Annotated in this window: 21 protein-coding genes; 15 read left to right on the forward strand and 6 right to left on the reverse strand. The window is 71.4% G+C overall.

All coding sequences use genetic code 11. From position 1 onward, the window contains the following. The first annotated feature begins 41 nt into the window (after positions 1 to 41). Positions 42 to 1,070, forward strand: coding sequence for a ketol-acid reductoisomerase (ilvC, locus tag TAE01_RS03085; protein ID WP_147063293.1), 1,029 nt, complete (start codon positions 42 to 44; stop codon positions 1,068 to 1,070). Between the two features lie 76 nt (positions 1,071 to 1,146). Here the strand turns inward: ilvC and TAE01_RS03090 are convergent, their stop codons facing one another. Further along, on the reverse strand, positions 1,147 to 2,076 hold the full coding sequence (locus TAE01_RS03090; RefSeq protein ID WP_147063296.1) for a polysaccharide deacetylase family protein: 930 nt from the start codon (positions 2,074 to 2,076) through the stop codon (positions 1,147 to 1,149). Positions 2,077 to 2,268: 192 nt separating this feature from the next. Between TAE01_RS03090 and serA the strand changes: the two genes are divergently transcribed. Next, the gene (gene serA / locus TAE01_RS03095) at positions 2,269 to 3,852 is read left to right on the forward strand and encodes a phosphoglycerate dehydrogenase (protein ID WP_147063298.1); all 1,584 of its coding nucleotides are present in this window, start codon (positions 2,269 to 2,271) and stop codon (positions 3,850 to 3,852) included. A 33-nt stretch (positions 3,853 to 3,885) separates the two neighbouring features. Here the strand turns inward: serA and TAE01_RS03100 are convergent, their stop codons facing one another. Beyond that, on the reverse strand, positions 3,886 to 5,211 hold the full coding sequence (locus TAE01_RS03100; protein WP_147063300.1) for an AI-2E family transporter: 1,326 nt from the start codon (positions 5,209 to 5,211) through the stop codon (positions 3,886 to 3,888). Positions 5,212 to 5,520: 309 nt separating this feature from the next. Between TAE01_RS03100 and TAE01_RS03105 the strand changes: the two genes are divergently transcribed. The 11 genes from TAE01_RS03105 to cimA all read left to right on the forward strand — a co-directional run bounded on the left by TAE01_RS03105 (position 5,521) and on the right by cimA (position 17,649). Beyond that, a complete protein-coding gene (locus TAE01_RS03105; RefSeq protein ID WP_081633825.1) occupies positions 5,521 to 5,601 on the forward strand; it encodes a 3-isopropylmalate dehydrogenase in 81 nt (26 codons plus the stop codon). A 114-nt stretch (positions 5,602 to 5,715) separates the two neighbouring features. Next, positions 5,716 to 6,780 (forward strand): 3-isopropylmalate dehydrogenase, encoded by a 1,065-nt coding sequence (locus tag TAE01_RS03110; protein WP_147063302.1) that lies wholly within the window; start codon positions 5,716 to 5,718, stop codon positions 6,778 to 6,780. 172 nt (positions 6,781 to 6,952) lie between these two features. Then, positions 6,953 to 8,050, forward strand: coding sequence for a branched-chain amino acid aminotransferase (locus tag TAE01_RS03115; RefSeq protein ID WP_147063303.1), 1,098 nt, complete (start codon positions 6,953 to 6,955; stop codon positions 8,048 to 8,050). A 13-nt stretch (positions 8,051 to 8,063) separates the two neighbouring features. Continuing rightward, complete coding sequence (locus tag TAE01_RS03120) at positions 8,064 to 8,918, forward strand: HAD family hydrolase (protein WP_147063305.1); 855 nt, start codon at positions 8,064 to 8,066, stop codon at positions 8,916 to 8,918. Positions 8,919 to 9,055: 137 nt separating this feature from the next. Continuing rightward, positions 9,056 to 10,603, forward strand: coding sequence for an amino acid permease (locus tag TAE01_RS03125; RefSeq protein WP_246111106.1), 1,548 nt, complete (start codon positions 9,056 to 9,058; stop codon positions 10,601 to 10,603). A gap of 1 nt (position 10,604) precedes the next feature. After that, positions 10,605 to 11,357, forward strand: coding sequence for a FadR/GntR family transcriptional regulator (locus TAE01_RS03130; protein ID WP_147063309.1), 753 nt, complete (start codon positions 10,605 to 10,607; stop codon positions 11,355 to 11,357). Between the two features lie 9 nt (positions 11,358 to 11,366). Then, positions 11,367 to 12,734, forward strand: a complete 1,368-nt coding sequence (locus tag TAE01_RS03135; RefSeq protein WP_147063311.1) for a glutamine synthetase family protein — start codon at positions 11,367 to 11,369, stop codon at positions 12,732 to 12,734. Then, positions 12,731 to 14,113: an aldehyde dehydrogenase family protein gene (locus TAE01_RS03140; protein ID WP_147063313.1), complete on the forward strand. Its 1,383-nt coding sequence runs from the start codon at positions 12,731 to 12,733 to the stop codon at positions 14,111 to 14,113. Before TAE01_RS03135 ends, TAE01_RS03140 begins: the two co-directional genes overlap by 4 nt. 51 nt (positions 14,114 to 14,164) lie before the next feature. Further along, entirely contained in the window at positions 14,165 to 14,932 is a 768-nt protein-coding gene (locus tag TAE01_RS03145) for a 3-oxoacyl-ACP reductase (protein WP_147063316.1), read from the forward strand. 37 nt (positions 14,933 to 14,969) lie between these two features. Continuing rightward, positions 14,970 to 15,683 (forward strand): gamma-glutamyl-gamma-aminobutyrate hydrolase family protein, encoded by a 714-nt coding sequence (locus tag TAE01_RS03150; protein WP_147063317.1) that lies wholly within the window; start codon positions 14,970 to 14,972, stop codon positions 15,681 to 15,683. A gap of 385 nt (positions 15,684 to 16,068) precedes the next feature. After that, the gene (cimA, locus tag TAE01_RS03155; protein WP_147063319.1) at positions 16,069 to 17,649 is read left to right on the forward strand and encodes a citramalate synthase; all 1,581 of its coding nucleotides are present in this window, start codon (positions 16,069 to 16,071) and stop codon (positions 17,647 to 17,649) included. Here the strand turns inward: cimA and bioD are convergent. From bioD to bioB, 4 genes are read right to left on the reverse strand one after another with little or no spacing between them, the layout of a single operon-like run. After that, a complete protein-coding gene (gene bioD / locus TAE01_RS03160; RefSeq protein WP_147063321.1) occupies positions 17,628 to 18,332 on the reverse strand; it encodes a dethiobiotin synthase in 705 nt (234 codons plus the stop codon). The genes cimA and bioD overlap by 22 nt on opposite strands. Beyond that, entirely contained in the window at positions 18,325 to 19,623 is a 1,299-nt protein-coding gene (locus TAE01_RS03165; RefSeq protein ID WP_147063323.1) for an 8-amino-7-oxononanoate synthase, read from the reverse strand. Before TAE01_RS03165 ends, bioD begins: the two co-directional genes overlap by 8 nt. Then, positions 19,620 to 20,960, reverse strand: coding sequence for an adenosylmethionine--8-amino-7-oxononanoate transaminase (gene bioA, locus TAE01_RS03170; RefSeq protein WP_147063325.1), 1,341 nt, complete (start codon positions 20,958 to 20,960; stop codon positions 19,620 to 19,622). Before bioA ends, TAE01_RS03165 begins: the two co-directional genes overlap by 4 nt. Then, positions 20,953 to 22,029: a biotin synthase BioB gene (bioB, locus tag TAE01_RS03175; protein ID WP_147063327.1), complete on the reverse strand. Its 1,077-nt coding sequence runs from the start codon at positions 22,027 to 22,029 to the stop codon at positions 20,953 to 20,955. The genes bioA and bioB overlap by 8 nt, the downstream gene beginning before the upstream one ends. A gap of 123 nt (positions 22,030 to 22,152) precedes the next feature. Between bioB and TAE01_RS03180 the strand changes: the two genes are divergently transcribed. Then, positions 22,153 to 22,710 carry a TetR family transcriptional regulator gene (locus tag TAE01_RS03180; RefSeq protein WP_147063328.1) on the forward strand — a complete coding sequence of 186 codons (558 nt, stop codon included), beginning with the start codon at positions 22,153 to 22,155 and terminating at the stop codon, positions 22,708 to 22,710. A gap of 258 nt (positions 22,711 to 22,968) precedes the next feature. Further along, positions 22,969 to 23,355 carry a VOC family protein gene (locus TAE01_RS03185; RefSeq protein WP_147063330.1) on the forward strand — a complete coding sequence of 129 codons (387 nt, stop codon included), beginning with the start codon at positions 22,969 to 22,971 and terminating at the stop codon, positions 23,353 to 23,355. The last annotated feature ends 15 nt before the right edge of the window (positions 23,356 to 23,370 follow it).

Below are 23,370 nucleotides of genomic sequence, written 5' to 3' on the forward strand. Positions count from 1 at the left end.
CACAGACCAACCGCACACCGCAACCGAAGGAGAAGGCCACCATGGCCGAGATGTTCTACGACGACGACGCCGACCTGTCGATCATCCAGGGCAAGAAGGTCGCCGTCATCGGCTACGGCAGCCAGGGCCACGCCCACGCGCTCAACCTGCGCGACTCCGGGGTCGACGTCCGCGTCGGCCTCGCCGAGGGCAGCAAGAGCACGGCGAAGGCCGAGGCCGAGGGCCTTCCCGTGACGTCGGTCGCCGACGCGGTCAAGGAGGCCGACCTCGTCGTCATCCTCACGCCCGACCAGGTGCAGCGGACCGTCTACGCCAACGACATCCAGCCGAACCTCAAGAACGGCGCGGCGCTGCTCTTCGGCCACGGCTTCAACATCCGTTTCGGCTACATCAAGCCGGAGGCCGACGCCGACGTGCTCATGGTCGCCCCCAAGGGTCCCGGGCACATCGTGCGCCGCGAGTTCGTCGACGGCCGTGGGGTGCCCGTGCTCCTCGCCGTCGAGCAGGACGCGTCCGGAACGGCGTGGGAGCTCGCCAAGGCGTACGGCAAGGCGATCGGTGGCCTGCGCGCCGGCGGCATCAAGACGACGTTCACCGAGGAGACCGAGACCGACCTGTTCGGTGAGCAGGCCGTCCTCTGCGGTGGCGCGAGCCAGCTCGTCATGTACGGCTTCGAGACCCTCGTCGAGGCGGGCTACCAGCCCGAGGTCGCCTACTTCGAGTGCCTCCACGAGCTCAAGCTCATCGTCGACCTCATGATCGAGGGCGGCATCGCCAAGCAGCGCTGGTCGGTCTCCGACACGGCGGAGTACGGCGACTACGTCTCCGGCCCGCGCGTCATCGACCCGCACGTCAAGGAGAACATGAAGGCGGTGCTCGGCGACATCCAGAACGGCACCTTCGCCAAGCGCTTCATCGACGACCAGGACGCCGGCGCGCCGGAGTTCACGGCGCTGCGCGAGAAGGGCGCCCAGCACCCGATCGAGGCGACCGGCCGCGAGCTGCGGGGGCTCATGGCGTGGGTCAAGCAGACCGACGCCGACTACGTCGAGGGCAGCGCCGCGCGCTGACCTCGCTGTCGCAGCCTGACCGTGCCCGGGGCCGGTCGCCCGTTCGTGGGGCGACCGGCCCTCGGCATCGGTCCCGTCAGGCCAGGTGGTCGGCGACGTGGACGAAGCTGTAGCCGTCCCTGCGTAGCCGGGGGAGCGCGAGCGCCATCCCGGCGGCGGTCCCGCGCCCCGGGTGGTTGAGGTGGCCGATGACGACCGAGCCGGGCCGCACCGTCCGCATCGCGGCCTGGACCTGCCGGGGACTGAAGGTGGCCCCGGCGTCGCCGTTGACGTCGAACCCGACCGGCACGAGGCCGAGGTCGCGCACGATCCTGACGGCCACGTCGTCGTAGTGGGCGGTGCCGGACCGCACGAGCGTCGTGCGCGGGTGCAGCCGTCGCTCGAGGTCGAGTGCGTTGCCCATGACCTCGTCGTAGACCTCACCGGGGTCACGCGTGCCGGCGATGCCGTAGGCGGCCCTTCCGGTGACCGAGAGCGGGACGTGGCGGGTGCCGTGGTCGGCGATGTCGAAGAGCGGGTCGGCGGCCAGGTCCTCGAAGACCCGCGGGTTGGCCCGGATCCACCGGCTGTTGAGGAAGAGCGTGGCCCGGGCCTGCTCGGCGCGCAGCAGGTCCACGAGGGCCGCGTCGTAGCCGTCGCCGCCGCGCCCACCGCAGGCGTCGAAGGTCAGGGCCACGACCGGTCCGGGGCTCGATCCGGCTCCGACCATCGCCGTGACCCCGGGCAGGTCGGTGCCCCATCGGGTCGGTGACATGCCGTCGTAGCGGGCTCGCACCGCGTCGCGCGACAGTGCCGTCGGACGAGCAGGCACCGTGGCGGGCGGGGAGCCCGTCGGTGGCGCCGTGGGCCCTGGTGGTGCCGACCCCGGAGGCAGGCTGCCCGGGCTGGCCGACGGCTGTCCCGGGACCGGCGCCGACGTCGGCCGTCCGGGGGAGCAGCCCACGAGCAGCGACCCCAGCCCGGCTCCGAGCGCACCACCGAGCAGCGTCCTGCGCGCCACCGCCATGTCGACCCCTCACCGCGGGCGTCTGCACCGCTCGCCCATCACGCTAGGACGTGCGTCTGGGAGATGTCCGGAGGTTCGCTGCGATCCACCGGGCCGGCGACCTCGACCCCCTAGACTCGCCGACGGCACGCCGATGCGGTGTCTCCGACGGCTGCGCCCGACGCGGCCCACCCCTCCCGAAGGGACCTCCCTGTGAGCAAGCCTGTCGTCCTCATCGCCGAAGAGCTGTCGCCCGCCACGATCGAGGCGCTGGGTCCCGACTTCGAGGTCCGGCGCGTCGACGGGGCCGACCGTGCGGAGCTGCTCGCCGCCCTGGCGGGCGTCGACGCGGTCCTCATCCGGTCGGCCACGAGGATGGACGCCGAGGCGATCAGGGCGGGCGGACGGCTCAGGGTCATCGCCCGCGCCGGTGTCGGGCTCGACAACGTCGACGTCGAGGCGGCCACCCAGGCCGGCATCATGGTCGTCAACGCCCCGACGTCCAACATCACGTCCGCCGCCGAGCTCGCCATCGGGCTGCTCCTCGCGACGGCCCGCAACATCGCCCCGGCCAACCAGGCGCTCAAGGCCGGTGCCTGGAAGCGCAGCAGCTACTCGGGGGTCGAGCTGCTCGACAAGACGGTCGGTGTCGTCGGCCTCGGACGCATCGGCGCGCTCGTCGCCGAGCGCCTCAAGGGCTTCGGCATGCGGATCCTCGCCTACGACCCCTATGCCTCGCCGGCCAAGGCCGGGCAGCTCGGGGCGGCTCTCGTCGACCTCGACGAGCTGCTCGCCCAGTCCGACTTCATCACCATCCACCTGCCGAAGACGCCGGAGACCGTCGGCCTCATCGGCGAGGAGGCCCTGGCCAAGGTCAAGCCGTCGGTGCGCATCGTCAACGCCGCCCGCGGCGGCATCCTCGACGAGGAGGCCCTCGCCCGCGCCATCGCCGAGGGCAGGGTCGCCGGCGCCGGCATCGACGTCTTCGCCGTCGAGCCGACGACCGAGTCACCGCTCTTCGAGCACGAGTCCGTCGTCGTCACGCCGCACCTCGGCGCCTCGACCGAGGAGGCGCAGGAGAAGGCCGGCATCTCCGTGGCGAGGTCCGTGCGCCTGGCCCTCGGCGGTGAGCTGGTCCCCGACGCCGTCAACGTCCCCACCGGCTTCATCGCCGAGGAGGTCCGCCCCGGCATCGCGCTCGTGGAGAAGCTCGGCCGCATCTTCACCGCCGTCGCCGGCTCGGTGCCGGCGCAGCTCGACGTGGACGTCCGGGGCGAGATCACGGCCCACGACGTCAGCGTCTGGAAGCTCGTGGCCCTCAAGGGTCTGTTCACCGACGTCGTCGAGGACGCCGTCACCTACGTCAACGCCCCGATGCTCGCCGAGCAGCGCGGCTGTGTCGTGCGGCTCGTCACCGACCCCGACGCGGGCGACTTCCGCAACGTCACGACGCTCCGCGGCACGCTCGCCGACGGCACCGTCGTGGCCGTCTCGGGCACGCTCACCGGCCCGAAGATGGTCGAGAAGCTCGTGGGCGTTGGTGGTCACGACCTCGAGGTCCCCATCTCGGACCACATGCTCGTCTTCGAGTACTCCGACCGTCCGGGTGTCATCGGTGCCGTCGGGCGGATCCTCGGCGACGCCGGCATCAACATCGGCGGCATGCAGGTCTCACGCCAGGACGACCGGGCCATCGGCGTGCTCAACGTGGACAGCGCCGTTCCCGCACCGATGGCAGCCGAGCTCGCCGAGGTCATCGAGGCCGAGAGCTTCTCGGTCGTCGACCTGCGCGACTGAGCCGTCGGCGCGCCTGAGCCGTCGGCGCGCCCGTCACGTCACGAGGTCGGCGTCGTCCGTCGTCCCGTCCGCGCTCTCGCTCCCGGCGTCCCCGTTGCCGTTGCCGTTGCCGTTGTCGTCCGGCTCGAGGCTCGCGAGCTCGGGGACGAGCTCGTGACGCTTGCTGAACGTGTCGACGATGGCGAGGGCCACCGCGGCGACGGGGATGCCGATGAGGGCTCCGATGGCACCGAAGAGGGCGGCGCCCGCGATGACCGACCCGAGGGCCACCGCAGGGTGGACGTCCATCGTCCGCCGGCTGATGCGCGGGGTGAAGACGTAGTTCTCGAGCTGCTGGTAGATCGTGGCGAACACCGCGATCCACAAGGCGTTGATCGGCTTGTCGAGCAGGGCGAAGAGCGCGGGCAGTGCGACGCCGATGTAGGTGCCGATGGTCGGGATGAACTGGCCGACGATGCCGGCGAAGATGCCGAGGGGCAGCCAGAACGGCACGTCGATGAACCAGAAAAAGGCGACGTGGAACAGCGCGGACAAGGTGGCGAGCAGGAGCTTGGAGACGACGTAGCCACCGGTCTTCTCGACCGAGATGGTCCACACGGTGATGAAGACGCGCTGGTAGCGCTGGGGCAGCCACGAGCCGATGGTCTGGCGCAGCCGCGGGCTGTCCGCCGAGAGGTAGTAGGCGAAGACGAGGATCGTCAGGCTGTCGAAGAGGAAGGTGACGAGCGAGCCGAAGATGCCGACGATGCCTCCGCCGTACTTGCCCGCGAGCTCACCGAGCTTGTCCGGGGTCAGGCTGAGCGCCGACTGGATCTGGGCGAGGTCGAAGCGGGTGTGGAAGGTGGAGTTGACCCAGTCGATGGCCGACGTCACGGCACCGGGCAGCTGGGTGCCGAGCTGCGAGAGCTGGGAGACGAAGACCTGCCCGAAGAGCTCGACCAGTCCGGCGAAGAGCAGGAGCATGCCGAGCATCGTCAGGCCGGTCGCGAGGCCGCGTCGCAGGCCCCGGGAGCTGAGCCACAGCACGACCGGCTCCATGGCGATCGACACGAGCCAGGCGAGCAGCAGCAGGAAGAGGAAGCTGCCCATCGCCTGGAAGGCCCACGTCACGAGTCCGAGCAGGACGACGGCGACCATGACGGTGAAGGTGACGCGGCGCGCGTTGCCCGGGGTGATGGCGATCCAGCGTGCCTCGTCGTCGAAGGGCACCCCGGGCACGGCGTGGCTCCGGTGCCGCTGGTGAGCGGCATGGTTCGGGTGCTCGGGATGGCTCGGGTGGCTCGCGTGGGTCGGGTGGTCGTGGTGGCGGGCGGTGCCGGTGGAGGGGTCGGCAGGCGCGTCGGGGTGGTCGGCGCTCACGCGGCGAGCCTACGACCACCGTTCCGCCGATCGGGGGACGTGCGCGACGTCTCGACGAGCCGTCCGGACCTGCGACGAATGGCGGACATCGCGTCTCACCTGCTGGAAACCCCCTGTACCCACAAGTAGCGCGGCGTACCGTGAAACGCATGGCGCGGCAGGTCGTACTCATTCTCCGCCGCGGCGAGTCCAGGTAGTCAGCACCCTCGCCGCGGAGATCCCGCGCACCCCTCGTGCTGACCGGCTCGCCCACCAGGGCTCGAGCCACCTGAGACCACCAACCGCACTGAACCGAAAGACGTGATCACCATGAGCGAAGACGCCAAGGCAGCCCGTCAGGCCCTGCAGGAGTCGATGGACCTGCGCGACCAGGGTCACACCGAGGACTGAGTCGCCGAGCGACCGATGACGAAGGCCCCCGCCCCTCCGGGTGGGGGCCTTCGTCGTGCGTTCACGAAATGAGACGCGGCGTCCACATCACAAGACGAGTTCTAGGCTGACGGCATGGCACAGACGCAGCTCAAGGACGCGTACTCGATCGCCGTCATCGGCGGCGACGGCATCGGCCCCGAGGTGGTCGCGGAGGGTCTGAAGGTCCTCGAGGCCGTGACCGGCGACACCGGCCCGACGTTCGCGACGAACGACTACGACCTCGGCGCGCGGCGCTGGCACGCCACGGGCGAGACGCTGCCGGACTCGGTCCTCCACGAGCTGCGCGGTCACGACGCGATCCTCCTCGGCGCCATCGGCGACCCGAGCGTCCCGAGCGGAGTGCTCGAGCGCGGAGTCCTGCTGCCGCTGCGCTTCGCCCTCGACCACTACGTCAACCTCCGTCCCGCCAAGCTCTTCCCGGGCGTCTTCAGCCCGCTCGACGTCGCGCGCGTCGCCCCCGACGGCATCGACTTCGTCGTCGTCCGCGAGGGCACCGAGGGCCCCTACACCGGCAACGGGGGCGCCCTGCGCGTCGGGACGCCCCACGAGATCGCGACGGAGGTCAGCGTCAACACCCGCTACGGCGTCGAGCGCGTCGTCCGCGACGCCTTCGCCCGCGCCCAGGCCCGACCCCGCAAGCACCTGACGCTCGTGCACAAGCACAACGTCCTGACGCATGCCGGTCACCTCTGGCGCCGCACCGTCGAGGAGGTCGGGGCCGAGTTCCCCGACGTCGAGACCGCCTACCAGCACGTCGACGCCGCGACGATCTTCATGGCGACCGACCCGGGTCGCTTCGACGTCATCGTCACCGACAACCTCTTCGGCGACATCCTCACCGACATCGCCGCGGCCATCGCCGGCGGCATCGGTCTCGCCGCCTCGGGCAACATCAACCCGGCGCGCACGACCCCGAGCATGTTCGAGCCGGTCCACGGCTCGGCGCCCGACATCGCCGGCCAGTCCAAGGCCGACCCGACCGCGGCGATCCTCTCGGTCGGCATGCTGCTCGCGCACCTCGGCCTCGACCGGGAGGCGGCACGCGTCGACGACGCCGTTGCTGCAGACCTGGCCGAGCGTGGCGACGCCGTCCGCAGCACCACCGCTGTCGGCGACGCCGTGGCCGCCCGTCTCTGAGGCGATCGGCCCACAGGTCGCCCGGCCGGGCACCCGGGTGCGTATGCCGGGTGGCCGGACCGACGGCATACGCCCGCTTCCGCGAGCGCGGGTCCCCGGCTTCTCCGTCTCACGATGTGGGCGATAGCCTGACAACCGGATCACCGCTGATTTTGCCCCTGGAGGTTTTGTCATGACCCAGCTGTCCTTCGAGGTCACGCGCCGCGCCGACGCGACGTCGCCCGAGCGCATCGCCGAGGTCCTCGAGAACCCCGGCTTCGGCAAGACCTTCACCGACCACATGGTCGTCGCGACGTGGACCGCCGACGGCGGCTGGGGCGACGCGCAGGTCAAGCCCTACGGCCCCTTCCAGCTCGACCCCGCGGCGGCGGTGCTCCACTACGCCCAAGAGATCTTCGAGGGCATGAAGGCCTACCGTCACGCCGACGGCTCCATCTGGACCTTCCGCCCCGAGGCCAACGCGGCCCGCTTCGCCCGCTCGGCCCGCCGCCTTGCGCTCCCGGTGCTGCCCGAGGCGGACTTCATCGAGTCGCTGCGTCAGATCGTGTCCGTCGACCAGGCCTGGGTGCCGGCCGGCGACGCGGGGGAGAAGAGCCTCTACCTGCGACCGTTCATGTTCGCGTCCGAAGCGTTCCTCGGCGTGCGACCAGCCCAGCAGGTCACCTACTCCGTCATCGCCTCCCCGGCCGGCGCCTACTTCTCCGGCGGTCTCAAGCCGGTGACCCTGTGGATCTCCACCGACTACGCCCGCGCCGGCGAGGGTGGCACGGGCGCGGCCAAGTGCGGCGGCAACTACGCCAGCTCGCTCGCGGGCCAGCTCGAGGGCATCGAGCACGGCTGCGACCAGGCGGTCTTCCTCGACTCCTCGACGCACACGTACATCGAGGAGCTCGGGGGGATGAACCTCTTCATCGTCACCAAGGACGGGCGCATCGTCACGCCCGAGCTCACCGGCTCGATCCTCGAGGGGGTCACGCGCAGCTCGATCCTCGAGATCGCCAAGGAGCTCGACCTCGAGCCGGAGGAGCGCCGCATCCCGATCCAGGAGTGGAAGGACGGCGCGGCCAACGGCGACATCGTCGAGATCTTCGCGTGCGGCACGGCCGCGGTCGTGACGCCCGTCGGCGAGCTGCGCTGGGCCGGCGGCTCCGTCGACCACCGCCGCGAGGGCCACGAGGACCGCTACGCCGAGGCCATCCGCAGCAAGCTCCTCGACATCCAGTACGGCCGCGCCGAGGACTCGCACGGTTGGCTGACCCGTCTCGTCTGAGCACGCCTCGCCGATGGGGCCAGTGACGCGCGGGGCGACCCCCGGTCTGCCGGTGGGCGACCTCGACCCGCCCCGGCTCGTCGCCTCCGACCTCGACGGCACCCTGCTGCGCACGGACGGCTCCCTGTCCGGGCGGACGGCGGCTGCGTGGTCGGCGGCGACCCGGGCAGGCATCGAGACGGTCCTCGTCACGGCTCGCCCGCCGCGCTGGCTGCACGGGCTCGAAGGGGTCGTCGGACCGCGTGGCACGGCGATCTGCGGCAACGGCGCCTTCGTGTACGAGGTGGCGACCCGCCGTGTCCTCGAGACGCACTGCTTCGACGGTGGCGCCGTCGACGAGCTCGTGGCCGACCTGCGGCGGGCCGTGCCCACGGTCACGTTCGCGGCGGAGCGGGTCAGTGGGCCCTTCGTGGCCGACGACTACCCCGACCCGCACCGCGACCGGGGCGCCGAGCGGGCCGTGCGCGGCTCGTGGCGCGAGATCGGGGCGGAGCCGGTGGGCAAGCTGCTCGCGCTGGCGCCGGAGCTGCCTCTCGAGGACTTCCTGGCGACGGTCGAGGACGTGCTCGGTGACCGTGGGCACCTGCACTTCTCGGGGGCACACGGTCTCGCCGAGATCAACGCCCCCGGCGTGACCAAGGCCGCCGGCCTCGAGCGGTGGGCGGCACGGCTCGGCATCGAGGCCTCGCAGGTGTGGGCCTTCGGGGACATGCCCAACGATCTGCCGATGCTGGCCTGGGCCGGGGTCGGGTGGGCCGTGGCGAACGGTCACGGCGACGTGCGTGCCGCGGCGGACCGCGAGTGCCCGCCGAACGACGACGACGGCGTCGCGCAGGTGCTCGAGGCGATCCTCGACGCGTCACCGTAAAGGTTTGATCCAGAACCATTGACGTCGCACTTTCACCGGTGGAGGATGCCGAGCACCACTGGCAGCGGCGAACAAAGGTTTGCCGCGCGATGTTTGCGAGGTAGTGCATGAGCGTTCCTCCGTCCACATCCGACACCGTGAAAGCCCGCGGGGTCAGCACCGAGTCCGCCGACGACGAGTCGATGCTCGCCGAGCTCGGGTACAAGCAGGAGCTCCACCGGGGCATGAGCGGCTTCTCGAACTTCGCCGTGTCCTTCTCGATCATCTCGATCCTGGCCGGCTGCATCACGACCTACTACCTGGCCATGGATGCCGGCGGCCCGCTCGCCATCAACACCGGTTGGCTCATCTGCGGCGCGTTCGTGCTCTGCGTCGCCCTCGCCATGGCCGAGATCTGCTCGGTCTACCCGACGGCCGGCGGGCTCTACTGGTGGGCGGGTCGGCTCGCACGCAGCCGCAAGCGCGAGTGGGCATGGTTCGTCGGCTGGTTCAACTTCCTCGGCGAGGTCGCGGTGACGGCCTCCATCGACTACGGCGCCGCTCTCACGTGGTCGGCCGTCTACACGATGATCACGGGCAACGCGCTCGGCCTGCCCCAGGTCTTCGTCATCTTCGCGGTGCTCCTGCTGCTGCACGCGCTGCTCAACACGTTCGGGGTCGACCTCGTCAAGATCCTCTCGTCGGTCAGCGCGTGGTGGCACGTCGTCGGCGTCGCGATCATCGTCGTGGCCCTCTGGGTCGCGCCGGTCCCGCACCAGTCGCTGTCGTGGACCTTCACGCACTACGTCAACAACACCGGCTTCCAGGGCACGGGCGGCGTCTTCGGCCTGCCGATCTACGCCTTCCTCGTCGGCCTGCTCATGGCGCAGTACACCCTGACGGGCTACGACGCCTCGGCCCACGTCGCCGAGGAGACGCGCAACGCCTCCATCGAGGCGCCCAAGGGCATCGTGCGCAGCGTCTGGGTCTCGATCGTGGCCGGCTCGATCCTGCTCGTCTCCGTGACCGCGGCGATCCAGAACTACGACACCGCGCGCAAGGCGGCCGACGCCAACGGGCTGCCGCCCGCCCAGATCTTCCTCGACGCGCTCGGGGAGCGACTCGGGGTGACGATGGTCGTCATCTGCGGCGTCGCGCAGTTCTTCTGCGGCATGGCGTCCGTCACGGCGAACTCGCGCATGTCGTACGCCTTCTCGCGTGACAACGCGCTGCCGGGCTCGCGGCTCTGGGCGCGGATCAACCCGCGCACCGGCACGCCGACGAACTCGATCTGGCTGTGTGCCGCGCTGTCGTTCATCCTCACCGTGCCGGCGATCTGGAACACGACCGCCTTCTTCGCCGTCACGTCGGTGGCGGTCATCGGTCTCTACATCGCCTACGCGACGCCGATCCTGCTGCGGCGCCTCAACCCCGGCTTCCGCCAGGGCCGGTGGAGCCTCGGCCGGTGGAGCGCACCGATCGGCTGGATCGCCATCGTCTGGGTGGGCTTCATCGTCATCCTCTTCCTGCTGCCGCAGTACTCGCCCGGCACCCTCGGGGACCCGACGTTCAACTTCGCTCCGGTCACCGTCGTCGTCGTCGCGCTCTTCGCGCTGGGGTCGTGGTTCGCCGGAGGCCGCAAGCACTTCATGCGCGACGTCCCCGAGGGGCACGACACCAAGCCTGCGGCGGAGCTCCTGAGCTGACATGCCCGTGGTCAGGGGAGAGCGTCACCTCGCACTCACGGCGCTGCCGGACGCGGTGCTGCGGCCGGCGTCCGGCAACGCCTTCGAGAACACCGTCGAGCAGCTCGCCCGGGCGATCCGCCTGGGCGTGCTGTCCGACGGCGAGCAGCTCCCCCCGGAGCGCGATCTCGCCGAGCGCCTCGGCGTCAGCCGCACGACGTTGCGCGAGGCGATCGCGGCGCTGCGTGACTCAGGGCTCGTGACGACCAGACGAGGGCGCGGCGGCGGCACGACGGTGACGTATGCCGCTGAGGTCCCTGCGTCGTCGGCGAGCGTCGCGGGCACCTTCGTCCGCAGCGGCGCGGCCATGCTCGACGCGCTGACCTTCCGGCGGGTCGTCGAGCCCGGCGCGGCGTGGCTCGCCGCGACCCAGCCGCTGGCCGGGGACCAGCGTGCCTGGCTCGGCGAGTGCCTGCGTGAGGTCGACGAGGCCCCGGACGCAGCCGCCCACCGGGTGGCCGACTCGCGCCTGCACCTGGCCATCGCGACCCTGTCCGGCTCGCCGATGCTCGTCGACGCCGTGACGCGCGCCCAGGCGGCCCTGCACGACATGCTCATGGCGATCCCCGTGCTGCGCCGCAACATCGAGCACTCGAACACCCAGCACCACCAGGTCGTCGCCGCCGTCCTCGGCGGCGACGCGGAGCGTGCCCGGGCGGTGATGGAGGAGCACTGTGACGCGACCTCCGCACTGCTCCGCGGCCTCATCGGATAGGACGTGCACATGGCCAAACCACCGACACTGACCGTCGACCAGCTCCGCAGCGAGATCGAGGCGGGCGACATCGACACCGTCGTCGTGGCCTTCACCGACATGCAGGGCAGGCTGCAGGGCAAGCGCCTGCACGGGCACTACTTCCTCGACCACGTGCTCGAGGACGGCACCGAGGGGTGCAACTACCTGCTGGCCGTCGACGTCGACATGAACACCGTCGACGGCTACGCCATGTCGTCGTGGGAGCGCGGCTACGGCGACATGTTCTTCGACCTCGACCTGGGCACGCTGCGCCGCACCCCGGGCAGCAAGAACTCGGCGACCGTCCAGTGCGACCTCACGTGGCTCGACGGGAGCGGCGCGGTCGTGCAGTCGCCGCGGTCGGTGCTCAAGGCGCAGGTCGACCGCGCCGCCGCTCTCGGGATGGCCGCGCACTGCGGCACCGAGCTCGAGTTCATCGTCTTCCAGGAGTCCTACGAGCAGGCCTGGGACGCCAACTACGTCGGCCTCACCCCGGCCAACCGCTACAACGTCGACTACTCGATCCTCGGCGGGGACCGCGTCGAGCCGCTGCTGCGCGAGATCCGCAACGAGATGTATGCCGCGGGCGCCGTCGTCGAGAGCGCCAAGGGGGAGTGCAACTACGGACAGCACGAGATCGGCTTCCTCTTCGACGAAGCCGTGCGCACGTGCGACAACCACGTCGTCTACCGCAACGCGGCGAAGGAGATCGCGGCCCACCACGCGCAGTCGCTGACCTTCATGGCCAAGTTCGACCAGCGCGAGGGCAGCTCGTGCCACATCCACCTGTCGCTGCGCGGGCTCGGTGGTGAGACCGTCTTCGTCGACGAGGACCGCGAGCACGGGCACAGCGCCATGTTCGAGCACTTCCTCGCCGGCATCCTGGCGACGCAGCGCGAGCTGACGTACTTCTACGCGCCGAACATCAACTCCTACAAGCGGTTCTCCTCGGCGAGCTTCGCGCCGACCACCGTCGCCTGGGGCCGTGACAACCGCACGTGCGCGCTGCGCGTCGTCGGTCACGGTGCCGGCCTGCGCGTCGAGAACCGCATCGGGGGCGGAGACCTCAACCCCTACCTCGCGGTGGCAGCGATGCTCGCCGGTGGCCTGCACGGCATCGAGCACGAGCTGTCGCTCGAGCCGGCCCTCGACGGCAACGCCTACACGTCGGACAAGCCGCATGTGCCCTCGACGCTGCAGGAGGCCCGAGACCTCCTCGCCGGATCGGCCGTCGCGCGGGCAGCCTTCGGCGACGAGGTCGTCGACCACTACGTCAACGCCGCCGACGTGGAGACCACGGCCTTCAACGCCGCGGTCACCGACTGGGAGCGCAAGAGAGGATTCGAACGACTGTGAGCACCACCAGCCAGACCCACGACGTCATCAACCCGGCCACCGAGGAGGTCGTGCGCACCGTCGAGCTCGCCTCGCTGGAGCAGGCCGACGCCGCGATCGCCCGGGCGAGGGCAGCCGCCCCGGCATGGGCTGCCGTGGCACCCGCCGACCGTGCCCTGCTCCTGCGGCGGTTCTCCGACCTCGTCGGCGAGCACCAGGAACAGCTCGCCCTGCTCGAGGTCGAGAACGCCGGGCACACGATCGGCAACGCGAGGTGGGAGGCCGGCAACGTCCGCGACGTCCTCGCCTACTACTCCGGCGCTCCCGAACGGAACTTCGGCCGGCAGATCCCGGTCGCGGGTGGCATCGACGTCACGTTCCGGGAGCCGCTCGGCGTGGTCGGCATCATCGTGCCGTGGAACTTCCCCATGCCGATCGCCGGCTGGGGGTTCGCCCCGGCCCTGGCCGCCGGCAACACGGTCGTGCTCAAGCCGGCCGAGCTGACGCCGCTGACGGCCGTCCGTCTCGGCGAGCTGGCTCTCGAGGCCGGCATCCCCGAGGGCGTCCTCACCGTCGTCCCCGGCCGGGGCTCGGTCGTGGGGGAGCGGTTCGTCACCCACCCCGACGTGCGCAAGGTCTGCTTCACCGGGTCGACGGCGGTGGGCCAGCGGATCATGCGAGGGGCCGCCGACCAGGTCAAGCGCGTCACGCTCGAGCTCGGCGGCAAGAGCGCCAACATCGTCTTCGCCGACTCGGACCTCGAGCTCGCTGCGGCTCGCGCCCCCTACGGCGTCTTCGACAACGCCGGCCAGGACTGCTGCGCCCGCAGCCGGATCCTCGTGCAGCGCAGCGTGTTCGAGAGGTTCATGGAGCTCTTCGAGACAGCGGTGCGCGGCGTCGTCGTCACCGACCCCCGTGACGAGGCGGCCGAGATGGGCCCGCTCATCAGCGCCGGCCAGCGCGACACCGTGCGCTCCTACGTCGAGGACGCGACCGAGGACGTCGACGTGGCCTTCCGCGGCGACGCCCCGGAGGGCAGCGGCTACTGGTACCCCGCGACGGTCGTCCTCCCGCGCTCGACGGCCGACCGCGTCTGGCAGGAGGAGGTCTTCGGCCCGGTCGTGGCGGTCATGCCCTTCGACGACGAGGCCGACGCGGTCGCCAAGGCCAACGACACGGCATACGGCCTCTCGGGGTCGATCTGGACGCGCGACATCGGTCGCGGCCTGCGGGTGGCCCGAGGGGTCGAGGCCGGCAACCTGTCGGTCAACTCGCACAGCAGCGTCCGCTACTCGACGCCGTTCGGAGGCTTCAAGCAGAGCGGGATCGGGCGGGAGCTCGGACCCGACGCCCTCGACGCGTTCTCCGAGGTCAAGAACGTCTTCATCTCGACCGACTGACGGTCTCCATCAAACCGAACACGTAATCCACTGGGCTGGAAGGATATTCACATGGCAGGCAGGCTCGACGGCAAGGTCGCGGTCATCACGGGCGGGTGCTCGGGGATCGGTCTCGCGACGGTGCGTCGCTTCGCCGAGGAGGGCGCGAAGGTCGTCATCGGCGATCTCGACGAGGTGAACGGACCGCGCATCGCCGAGGAGGTCGGCGGCGCCTTCGTGCGTGTCGACGTGGTCAGCAAGGAGGACGTCGACGCCCTCTTCCGCACGGCCAAGGAGACCTTCGGCTCGGTCGACATCGCCTTCAACAACGCGGGGATCAGCCCGCCCGAGGACGACTCCATCCTCGACACCGACCTCGACGCCTGGCGCAAGGTCCAGGAGGTCAACCTCACGTCGGTCTACCTCTGCTGCAAGGCGGCGCTGCCCTACATGCTCGAGCAGGGCAAGGGCTCGATCATCAACACCGCGTCGTTCGTCGCCGTCATGGGGGCGGCCACGTCGCAGATCTCCTACAGCGCCAGCAAGGGCGGCGTGCTGTCCATGTCGCGCGAGCTCGGGGTCCAGTTCGCCCGCCAGGGGGTCCGCGTCAACGCGCTGTGCCCCGGGCCCGTCAACACCCCGCTGCTTCAGGAGCTCTTCGCCAAGGACGAGGAGCGTGCTGCGCGCCGCCTCGTGCACGTGCCCATGGGACGCTTCGGCGAGCCGGAGGAGATGGCCAACGCGGTGCTCTTCCTCGCGTCCGACGAGTCGAGCTTCATGACGGCCTCGACGTTCCTCGTCGACGGTGGCATCTCTGGCGCCTACGTCACACCGCTCTGACGCGGACGCCAGGAAGAGGACGGGGCAGGAGGAGCGCATGGGTCGGCCGGTCATCGGGATCACCGCCTACGTCGAGCGCGTGTCGTGGGGCAGCTGGGTCGACGTGCCCGGGGCTCTCGTGCCACACCGCTACGTCCGTCAGGTCGAGGACGCCGGCGCCATCGCGGTGGTCATCCCGCCCCGTCCTGACGCCGACGACGGCACGGCGCTCGAGATCGTCGAGCGCCTCGACGGCATCGTCCTCGCCGGTGGTGTCGACGTGGCGCCCGAGCTGTACGCCGACGAGCGGCACGCCTCGGTCCAGGCCTCCCGCCCCGACCGGGACTCCACGGAGCTGGCGCTCGCGCGAGCGAGCGCCGAGGCCGACCTGCCGGTGCTCGGGATCTGCCGCGGGATGCAGGTGATGGCCGTCGCGGCGGGCGGGATGCTCGAGCAGCACGTGCCCGACCGCGTCGGCCACCACGACCACTCCCCGGCGCCGGCGACGTACGGCAACCACCCCGTGCGCACGGTGGCCGGCACGCGGCTGGCCGGCATCCTCGGCGAGCAGGTCGACGTGCCGAGCTACCACCACCAGTCGGTGCTGAGACACCCCGGCTACGTCGCCTCGGCCTGGGCCGGCGACGGCACGCTCGAGGCGATGGAGGACCCCGCGGCCTCCTTCCGCCTCGCCGTCCAGTGGCACCCGGAGGTGGGCACCGACCCGCGCCTCTTCCGCGCCCTCGTCGAGGCCGCGTTCGCCGCCCGATGACGGATGCCATCCGGCCGGGTCGAGGTGATGTCGGAGCCGGGGTGGGCCGCGGGACCACCTCGATCCGCGGGATGGGACGCCGGTCCCACGATCCGGACGTGGTGTTTCGCGGAGGTTTCGCGGGCCCTACCGTGGGCGTGTGATGAAGCGACCCGTGCCCACCGGCACCCTCATTATCGAGTAGCGCGACGAGCACCCCTCGTCGCGCAGACCTCCCAACCCTGGGGGGTCTTTTTGTTTCCCGAACCACCGTGACGGAGACACCGCGAGGGCCAGCACCCCGGCCCACCGCGACCACGAGAAGAGAACGGGTCCCTCCCACACCAGCGTCGCCCGCCCGCAGGGGCGGTCGGCCGAACCCCCGAGATCGAGGACAATGAAGGCCATGGAAGCGCTGCACGTCTACGACACCACCCTGCGCGACGGCGCCCAGCAGGAGGGGCTCAACCTCTCGGTGTCGGACAAGCTCGCCATCGCCGGGCTGCTCGACGATCTCGGGGTCGACTTCATCGAGGGCGGCTGGCCCGGCGCCAACCCGAAGGACACCGAGTTCTTCGAACGGGCCCGCACCGAGCTCGACCTGCGCCACGCGACGCTCGCCGCCTTCGGGGCAACCCGCCGTGCCGGCGGCGTCGCGGCGCAGGACGCCCTCGTCCAGGCGCTGGTCGACTCGGAGGCGTCGGTGGTCTGCCTCGTCGCCAAGTCGCACACCGGTCACGTGGAGCGGGCCCTGCGCACGACGCTCGGGGAGAACCTCGAGATGGTCCGCGACACCGTGAGCCACCTCGTGGGCCGGGGGCGTCGGGTCTTCGTCGACTGCGAGCACTTCTTCGACGGCTGGCACCTCGACCGTGACTACGCCCTGTCGGTGGTGCGCACGGCGCACGAGGCCGGGGCCGAGGTCGTCGTGCTGTGCGACACCAACGGCGGCATGCTGCCGCACCAGGTGGGGGAGGTCGTCGCCGACGTCCTCGCCTCGACCGGTGCCCGGGTGGGTGCCCACTGCCACAACGACACCGGATGCGCGGCCGCCAACTCCGTCGCCGCCGTGCGGGCGGGCGCGACGCACGTGCAGGGCACGGTCAACGGCTACGGCGAGCGCACGGGCAACGCCGACCTCGTCACCGTGGCGGCAAACCTCCAGTTCAAGCTGGGGCTGCACGCGATGGATCCCGACGCGCTGCGCCGGGCCATGCACATCGCCCACGCGATCAGCGAGGTCACCAACGTCCCCGCCTACAGTCGCCAGCCCTACGTCGGCGCGAGCGCCTTCGCGCACAAGGCGGGCCTGCACGCGAGCGCGCTCAAGGTCGACCCCGACCTCTACCAGCACATGGACCCGGCACTCGTCGGCAACGGCATGCGCACCCTCGTCTCCGACATGGCGGGCCGGGCGAGCATCGAGCTCAAGGCGCGCGAGGCCGGCCTCGACCTCTCCGACCGACCCGAGGTCGTCGCGTCGGTGCTGGCCGAGGTCAAGGAGCTCGAGCTGCGCGGATGGACGTTCGACGCCGCCGACGCCACCGTCGAGCTCATGCTGCGTGAGGCGCTCGACCCCGGCTGCACCGACTACTTCGAGGTCGAGTCGTGGCGGGTCATCACCGACTCCTCGGGCGAGGGTGACGCCACCTCCGAGGCCACCGTCAAGCTGCGCGCCGACGGTGCCCGGCTCATCGCCACCGGCGAGGGAAACGGCCCGGTCAACGCCCTCGACCACGCCCTCCGCGAGGCGCTGACCCGGGCCTACCCGGAGATCGAGAAGATCGAGCTCATCGACTTCAAGGTGCGCATCCTCGACGCGTCGCACGGCACCGACGCCGTGACCCGCGTGCTCATCGAGACCTCCGACGGCGAGACGTCGTGGGACACCATCGGTGTCGCGGGCTCGATCCTCGCCGCGTCGTGGCGCGCCCTTACCGACGGCATCGTCCACGGGCTGCTGCGTCAGGGCGTCCCGAGGCGCTGAGCCAGACCCGGCAGCCAGCCGGGCGATGCCTCGCGGAAGGCCGCGGGCTCGAGGCCAGGGGCTCCGGTGGGGACGACACCGAGCAGGCCCTCGGGCTGTGCCTCGAGGTACTCGCGGTTCGTCGTCTCGATGACGTCCGGACTATCGGGCCATGAGCCGATCACGATCCCGAGCTGCCGGATCTGCCTGTGCGAGAGTGCCTCTCGCGTGAGCATCGTGTGGTTGAGGGTGCCGAGCCCACTCCGGGCCACGACGAGCACACCGCAGTCGGGGAAGGCCGAGGCGAGGTCGGCGAGCGTGTCCCCGACGTCGGTGAGCTCGACGAGCAGGCCACCCGCGCCCTCGACGACGACGAGGTCGTGGCCCACGGCCAGGGCGGCGACGCGGGCCACGTGCTCGTCGAGGGAGGGCAGCGCGGCGTCCTCGAGGCGCGCGGCCGGGCGGGGCGCCATCGGGGCGCGCAGGCGGGTGCCCTCGGACGTCTCGACGCCGCAGAGCCGCTCGACCTCGGCCATGTCCCCGGGATCACCCGGCTCCACGCCCGTCTGGGTGGGCTTGTATGCCGTGACGCGTCGTCCCGAGGCCAGCGCGGTCGCGACGACCGCCGCCGTCACCACGGTCTTGCCGACGTCGGTGTCGGTGCCGGTCACGACGACGACCCGGGGCACGGGCGCCTCAGTCATCGTCGCCGCGGGGAGAGGCGGCACCGAGCGGCGTCGCGGGCACCGGACCCTGCACGCCCTCGACGGCCGCGACCGACGGGAGGCCACGGACGGGGGAGGGAGCGTCCCCCGCCCGTGGCCCCTCGACGGTATCGGGACGAGGTGGGGCGCCGTGGGCCGCTGCCGTCCTGGCGACGAGCCGGGCAGCGTGGAAGAGGTCCTCTCCGGCGAGGTCGGCGCGAGCGGTGATCCGGAGGCGCGACACACCGTCGGGGACGCTCGGCGGCCGGAAGCATCCGACGAGGACCCCCTGGGCCCGCAGGTCGAGAGCGGCGGCCACCGCCCCCTCGGTCGAGGGCATGGGCAGCGACTGCACGGCGCCGGCCGCCGGCTCGATGCCGCAGATGGCCGCGATGGTGCCGGCGTTGGCGCGCACCGCGGCGGCGAGCGACGGGTCACCGGCGACGACTCCTGCGGCGGCAGCGGCCGCCGCGGCCGAGGCCGGCGACAGTCCGGTGTCGAAGATGAAGCTGCGCGCGGTGTTGACGAGGTGGTCCCGGACGGCGGTGGACCCGAGGACCGCACCGCCCTGGGAGCCGAGCGCCTTGGACAGGGTGACGCTCACGACGAGGTCGCGCGCGCCGACGAGGTCGAGCTCGTGGACCAGTCCATGTCCGTGACCCGCCACGCCGATGCCGTGGGCCTCGTCGACGACGAGCAGCGCCCCGTGGCGGTGGCACACCTCCAACAGCTCTCGCAGTGGCGCGGCGTCGCCGAGCACGGAGTAGATCGACTCGACGGCGACGACGACCCTCCGGTCCGGCCGGGCCGCCAGCTCGGCGTCCAGCGACGTGGGGTCGTTGTGCTCGAAGGTGCTGTAGGGCGAACGGGACATGCGGGCGGCGTCGTGCAGCGAGGCGTGGGCATGGGCGTCGAGCAGGATCTCGGCCCCGCGCCCGCTGAGCGCCGTCAGCACGCCGAGGTTGGCGGCATAGCCGGTGGAGAAGGCGAGGGCGCTCGGCTGCCCCGTCAGGTCGCAGAGCGCGGCCTCGAGGTCCCGGTGGACGGGGAGGGTGCCCGTGACGAGACGGCTGGCGGTCGCCGAGGCGCCGTAGCGGTCGAGCGCGTCCTTGGCCGCGGTGACGACGCGCTCGTCACGGGACAGTCCGAGGTAGTCGTTCGAGGCGAGGTCGAGGGGCTCCTGACCGGCACCTCCGGGGCGGTGCACGCGCAGCACGGCGTCGAAGCGCTCGGTGCCACGCCGCGCCCGCAGGTCCGACCGTTCGGTGAGCCACGCCTCCCAGCTGCTCATGAGTGCACCTGCGCCACGGCGCCGACGATGCCCTCGGCGATGAGCCGGACGTCGTCGTCGGTGCAGACGTAGGGAGGCATCGTGTAGACGAGGTCGCGGAACGGTCGCACCCAGACGCCACGTTCCACCGCGGCCCGGGTCACGAGGGGGACGTCGACCGGCGACGTCAGCTGCACGACGCCGACGGCACCGAGGGTGCGCACGTCGGCGACGTGGGGGAGGGCCGATGCCGGCTCGAGGTGCTCGGCCAGGAGGCGGCCGACCCGGGGGACCTGCTCCTTCCACGTGCTCTCGACGAGCTCCACGGAGGCGTTCGCGACCGCGCAGGCGAGGGGATTCGCCATGAACGTCGGGCCGTGCAACAGGGCACGGAACTCCGAGCGGGTGATCGCCTCCCCGACCTCTCTCGTCGTGAGTACCGCTGCGAGAGAGAGGTATCCACCAGTCAGGGCCTTGCCCACGCACAGCACGTCGGGCGTGACGTCTGCCCACTCGGACGCGAACAGCCGGCCCGTGCGGCCGAAGCCGGTGGCGATCTCGTCGACGACGAGGAGCAGCCCGTGCTCGTCCGAGACGTCCCGGAGCAGCCGCAGGCAGTCGGGGTGGTAGACGTGCATGCCACCGGCGCCCTGCAAGATCGGCTCGACGACGACCGCGGCGAGCTCGTCGGCATGCGTCCGCGCCAGGGTGCGCACCTCGTCCGCCCACGCCTCGACGGCGGATCGGTCCGTCTCCCAGCGCTCCTCGCCGGTCGGCGTGTGTACCAGACGTGCGGCTGGAGGGCGGGGCGCAAAGACCTGACGGGCCAGCGCCCCGGGGAAGGCCGAGTGCATCCCGTCGACCGGGTCGCACACGCTCATCGCGGCGAACGTGTCGCCGTGGTAGCCACCGCGCACGGTGAGGAACCGCTGACGCTTCGGGCGGCCGACGGCGGCCTGGTACTGCAGCGACAGCTTGAGGGCGACCTCCACCGACACCGAGCCGGAGTCGGCGTAGAAGACGTGCGCCATCGGGCCGGGTGCCATCGCCGTGAGGCGCTCGGCGAGCCGGACGGCCGGCTCGTGCGTCAGGCCGCCGAACATGACGTGGCTGAAACGGTCGAGCTGCTCGTGGGCCGCGGCGTCGAGCACCGGGTTGCGGTAGCCGTGCACCGCGCACCACCACGAGGCCATGGCGTCGACGACGTCGTGGTGCGCGCCACCGGGCGCCGTGAGCGAGAGCCGCACACCCGAGGCGCCCTCGACGGCATACGGCTCGGGACCGTCGAGGGGAGCGTACGGGTGCCAGACGAGCCCGCGGTCGCGGGTGGCGAGGGCCGAGCCCTGCGCGTCAGGCATTGGCGGGAAGCTCGGTGCCGGCCCCGCGCCGACGCTTGGCCGGGTCGTGCGTCGTCGCGGCCCCGTCGGTGGGGACGGAGGCGTCCTCATCGGCGCCGAGGACGACGAAGCCGTTGTCGCGGATCAGCTCGAGGTCGGCCTCGGCGGCCTGGCCCTCGGAGGTGAGGTAGTCGCCGAGGAAGATCGAGTTCGCGACGTGGAGCGCGAGGCCCTGGAGCGAGCGCAGATGCATCTCCCGGCCGCCGGCGATACGGATCTCCTTGTCAGGACAGACGATCCGCGCCATCGCGAGGATCCGGAGGCACCGTCCCGGGGTGAGGTCCCACGTGCCCTCGAGCGGTGTGCCGTCGAAGGGCATGAGGAAGTTGACGGGGATCGAGTCCGACCCGAGGTCGCGCAGGGCGAAGAGCGCCTCGACGAGCTGCTCGTCGGTCTCCCCGAGGCCGGCGATGAGCCCGGAGCACGGCGAGAGCCCGGCCTCCTTGGCCTTGGTGACCGTGTCGACCCGGTCGGCGTAGGTGTGGCTCGTGACGATGTCGTCGTGGTGCGACTCCGCCGTGTTGATGTTGTGGTTGTAGGCGTCGACGCCGGCGGCGCGGAGCCGCTCCGCCTGTCCGTCCTTGAGCAGGCCGAGGCAGGCGCAGACCTCGACGTCCGGGTGCTCCTGCTTGAGGGCGCCGACCATGCCGGCCACCCGCTCGACGTCGCGGTCGGTCGGTCCGCGTCCGCTCGAGACCATGCAGATCCGGGTCGCGCCGCCGCGAAGTCCGGCGGCCGCCTGTTCGATCGCCTCGTCCGGCTTGAGCCAGGTGTACTTGAGGATGTCGGCCTGTGAGCCGAGCCGCTGGGAGCAGTAGTGGCAGTCCTCGGGACACAGCCCGGACTTGAGGTTGACGAGGTAGTTCACCTTCACGGTGTTGCCGAAGTGCTTGCGGCGCAAGCGTGCCGCCGCGGCGACGACGTCGAGCAGCTCGTCGTCGGTGGTGCGCAGGACGTCGAGGGCGTCCTCCGCCGCCGCCGGGGTGCCGGCCAGCACGGCGTCGGCGAGGTCGTCGAATCGGCGGGTCATGCGGGCTCCTTGCGCGCGTCGTTGAACGGTGTTCAACTTGAACGGTGTTCAGTATGCCGAGTCGCTAGGCTCGGCTGTCAACGCGGGTCCACGGGGGCTCGTCCGTCGGGAGCAGGGGAGCGCGTGGCACTCAGCCGGGACCAGGTCGTCGCGACCGCGGTCGACCTGCTGCGCCGCTACGGCCTCGGCGACCTGTCGATGCGCCGTCTCGCTCGTGAGCTCGGTGTGGCCCCGGGGGCCCTCTACTGGCACGTCGCGAACAAGCAGGAGCTGCTCGTCGAGGTCGCCGACGTGCTGCTCGCCGAGATCCCGGCCCCGCCGGTCGACCGGCCGGCCAGCGAGGCGCTCGTCGGCCTCGCGGTGGCAGTGCGTGAGGTCCTTGCCGCGGTGCCCGACGCGGCCGACGTCGTGGGTCTCGCGTACGCCGTCGACCCCGGTGCCACGCGCCCGCTGCGCGACCTCGCGCGACTCGTCCACGAGGCCGGCGCACCGGCTGCCGAGCGGGACGAGGCAGCGGCGCTCGTCGTTCACCACATCCTCGGATCGGTTGCGGCACAGCAGGATCGATCCCTGGCCGCGACCATCGACCCCGACCTGCCGGCACCGGACGCGACGGCCGAGGCCAAGGCGTTCGAGGTCGGCCTGTCGGTCATCGTGCGAGGTCTCACCCGGTCGCGCTGAGGCGCGCCGCGCACAGGTGGTCACGTCGCTCCCTGCTGGTCACGCCGGCCCGCGCCCAGGACAGGTGGACGGTGCAAGTGCTGGGCGGTCCAGGCCCCGCCCAGCACCACCCCTGGAGGGTGGAGGTTCGTCGACGCGCGTGCCTGGACCTTCGCCGACACCCCTCAGAGCGAGAGGCAGCGCACCTGATACGTCGATTCCCGGATTGTGGGCCGTCTCCGCGCCCGTGGGTGTGCGCCCGCTCGGCATGCTGGGGCGATGCCGCTACGAACGACGAAGCACTGGTTCGGTGTCGTGCTCGATGCCCCCGACGCCTCCGCCCTCGCACACTTCTACGAGCGACTGCTCGGCTGGACGTTGTTCGAGGACACCCCGAACTGGGCGACGCTCGCCCCGTCGGACGCCCACGGCTACAACCTCTCGTTCCAGACGGAGCCCAACTACGTCCGCCCGGTCTGGCCGAGCGAGCCGGGCCGACCGATCATGATGCTGCACCTCGACCTCGAGGTGGACGATCTCGATATCGCCGTGGCGTATGCCGTCGAGGTCGGGGCCGTCCTTGCTGGATTCCAGCCCCAGGACGATGTCCGGGTGATGCTCGACCCGGCCGGTCACCCGTTCTGCCTGTATCAGGACCGTGACTGACTCGAGTTCCGCTCT

The sequence above is a fragment of the Terrabacter aerolatus genome (assembly GCF_007991735.1).
Taxonomy (GTDB): Bacteria; Actinomycetota; Actinomycetes; order Actinomycetales; family Dermatophilaceae; genus Terrabacter; species Terrabacter aerolatus.

Coding starts and splice junctions, on each gene's coding strand:
- ilvC (WP_147063293.1), top strand. CDS start 42: ATGGCCGAGATGTTCTACGACGACGACGCCGACCTGTCGATCATCCAG.
- TAE01_RS03090 (WP_147063296.1), bottom strand. CDS start 2,076: ATGGCGGTGGCGCGCAGGACGCTGCTCGGTGGTGCGCTCGGAGCCGGG.
- TAE01_RS03105 (WP_081633825.1), top strand. CDS start 5,521: ATGAGCGAAGACGCCAAGGCAGCCCGTCAGGCCCTGCAGGAGTCGATG.
- TAE01_RS03110 (WP_147063302.1), top strand. CDS start 5,716: ATGGCACAGACGCAGCTCAAGGACGCGTACTCGATCGCCGTCATCGGC.
- TAE01_RS03115 (WP_147063303.1), top strand. CDS start 6,953: ATGACCCAGCTGTCCTTCGAGGTCACGCGCCGCGCCGACGCGACGTCG.
- TAE01_RS03120 (WP_147063305.1), top strand. CDS start 8,064: ATGGGGCCAGTGACGCGCGGGGCGACCCCCGGTCTGCCGGTGGGCGAC.
- TAE01_RS03130 (WP_147063309.1), top strand. CDS start 10,605: ATGCCCGTGGTCAGGGGAGAGCGTCACCTCGCACTCACGGCGCTGCCG.
- TAE01_RS03135 (WP_147063311.1), top strand. CDS start 11,367: ATGGCCAAACCACCGACACTGACCGTCGACCAGCTCCGCAGCGAGATC.
- TAE01_RS03145 (WP_147063316.1), top strand. CDS start 14,165: ATGGCAGGCAGGCTCGACGGCAAGGTCGCGGTCATCACGGGCGGGTGC.
- TAE01_RS03150 (WP_147063317.1), top strand. CDS start 14,970: ATGGGTCGGCCGGTCATCGGGATCACCGCCTACGTCGAGCGCGTGTCG.
- cimA (WP_147063319.1), top strand. CDS start 16,069: ATGGAAGCGCTGCACGTCTACGACACCACCCTGCGCGACGGCGCCCAG.
- bioD (WP_147063321.1), bottom strand. CDS start 18,332: ATGACTGAGGCGCCCGTGCCCCGGGTCGTCGTCGTGACCGGCACCGAC.
- TAE01_RS03165 (WP_147063323.1), bottom strand. CDS start 19,623: ATGAGCAGCTGGGAGGCGTGGCTCACCGAACGGTCGGACCTGCGGGCG.
- bioA (WP_147063325.1), bottom strand. CDS start 20,960: ATGCCTGACGCGCAGGGCTCGGCCCTCGCCACCCGCGACCGCGGGCTC.
- bioB (WP_147063327.1), bottom strand. CDS start 22,029: ATGACCCGCCGATTCGACGACCTCGCCGACGCCGTGCTGGCCGGCACC.
- TAE01_RS03185 (WP_147063330.1), top strand. CDS start 22,969: ATGCCGCTACGAACGACGAAGCACTGGTTCGGTGTCGTGCTCGATGCC.